The organism is Robiginitalea sp., assembly GCF_049588695.1.
Lineage (GTDB): Bacteria > Bacteroidota > Bacteroidia > Flavobacteriales > Flavobacteriaceae > Robiginitalea.
The window spans coordinates 1-1,810 of record NZ_JBAVZJ010000280.1 but is presented as its reverse complement, the minus strand read 5'-3'; the positions used below and the strand labels follow the sequence as shown (position 1 = coordinate 1,810).

Sequence of the window (1,810 nt, the reverse complement as noted above, 5' to 3'; positions counted from 1 at the left end):
GGGTTAACTGTTCGTTTTTTGAGATTTCATAATAGATGTTTACTTGATTGATGATTGATGATTGATTTTCGATTGATGAATAAACTTCGGTTTTCATTATTAGTGCAAACTGATGATACGATGCATTTTCCAGTCCCCTTCCGTGTTTTTCCACACCGTAATAAACCGGCTGGGATTTGACTGGGCATCGGGTTCCTGATTGTTATAAAATTTATGGTAACCGATTTCTACGGCTCCAAACCCGGCGATATCGTGTACTTCCACACTTTCTTCGATCAATTCCCGGGTTACTTTCCCACAGATATTTGCTTCTATACTTTGGATGATCTCAGATTTGGAGGTATTCAGCCCGCCCTTGTCGTGGTAGAATTCCAGATCGTCACTCATCAAACTCGCCTGAGTGGCCATATCACAGGAGTTGTAGGCTTCGAAATAGGCGGTATCGAGCTGCATAATCGTGCGATAGAGTTCTGAATCCCTGGCCACCTGCCCCATAGCATTGTGACAGGCTATCAGGAATACACAAGAGATAATGGGTATGAATCCTGTTTTCATTTTATAAAGGGTATGGTCAATGGGTATTTAAAGTACTCCCCTTCGCTGGTGCGCAGGGTGGCCAATATGGTATAGATGATGTTCACGGCGTAGAGGGCGAGCTCCAGGATACCGGTAAGGCCCAGGGGCCACCAGAACCTCGGCGAATTCCAGAAAGTATCCATCATATTAAAACGAAAAGGCCCTCCGTGACGGCCGTGCGTCCATTCGAAAATCCCACCCTCGAAAATATCGGGCAGGAAACCCAGGAAAAAAGGAAATGAGATCATCCCAATCACAAGGGCGTAGAGCGCCATACTGATCTGAAAGTTTAAAGCCTGCTTGCCGTGGTAATCTACAAAGGCATACTGCTTGCGGTTGGGCAACCAGAAAATCAATGGAAAAAGGAATTGTCCGAGCGGAAAAAAGAAACGCCCCAGGGTAGCCCCATGTATGACTGCGGAGAGATTTCGCTCGTGTTTTGTTATAGTTTCTGCCATGACCTAGTTGTTTCTTATACAAATATATATCCAAAAGAAGGTATTATGCAAAACATAGTACTATAAATTAACATAATATTAACAATAATATGAGAGTATGATGCCCTACCTTTAAGGAGTAATCAGGCTGAGTTTTATGGACGGATTTACCCGGAAAGTCAACACCTATTTATTCTTTAAACTCCCGTCTGCATGGTGGTGTGGGGTGCGACTCAGGGAATTAACCGATCAATACGCGGTGACTGTTGTCCGGTACCGCTGGATCAACCAGAATCCTTTTCGTTCCATGTTTTGGGCCGTTCAGGGCATGGCTGCAGAATTGGCCACAGGGGCCCTGGTGAGCCGGGAAATTCGCAAATCCGGGAGGGGTATTTCGATGTTGGTCCTGAAAAACAAGGCGCATTTCACCAAAAAGGCAAGGGGACGAATCAGCTTCCGGTGTGAGGACGGGGTACGCCTGGGTGAAACCCTGGAAAAGGTGTTGGATTCAGATCAGGGAGAAACGATTTGGATGACCGCTATCGGTCGGGATGAGGGGGGAGATGTTGTAAGTGAGTTCCATTTCGAATGGACGCTGAAGGCCCGTAAGCAATAATTATGGATTATACGTGTAACACTTGATGAAAATGTATACCTGTTAAATGAAGATTATCCCTGGGAGTCCCGGGAGTTTATGTAAACCCCTGAAAGGGTCTTGCAGGGAAAACATGTAAATTTAGAACTGGGGCGGGGGAGAAATGCCCCCCCTTAACAAGCTTATAGCATCACTTATCGTT

3 protein-coding genes are annotated in these 1,810 nt (G+C 45.6%); 1 reads left to right on the top strand and 2 read right to left on the bottom strand.

The window, feature by feature from the left end:
- Nucleotides 1-99: 99 nt before the first annotated feature.
- Together WBV75_RS06750 and WBV75_RS06745 are read right to left on the bottom strand one after the other, a co-directional pair.
- The gene (locus WBV75_RS06750; protein WP_424119874.1) at nt 100-555 is read right to left on the bottom strand and encodes a nuclear transport factor 2 family protein; all 456 of its coding nucleotides are present in this window, start codon (nt 553-555) and stop codon (nt 100-102) included.
- Entirely contained in the window at nt 552-1,034 is a 483-nt protein-coding gene (locus WBV75_RS06745) for a DUF4870 domain-containing protein (protein ID WP_424119873.1), read from the bottom strand. Before WBV75_RS06745 ends, WBV75_RS06750 begins: the two co-directional genes overlap by 4 nt.
- A 136-nt stretch (nt 1,035-1,170) precedes the next feature.
- Here WBV75_RS06745 and WBV75_RS06740 point away from each other — a divergent pair, with 136 nt between their 5' ends.
- Nucleotides 1,171-1,629, top strand: a complete 459-nt coding sequence (locus WBV75_RS06740) for a DUF4442 domain-containing protein (protein WP_424119872.1) — start codon at nt 1,171-1,173, stop codon at nt 1,627-1,629.
- The last annotated feature ends 181 nt before the right edge of the window (nt 1,630-1,810 follow it).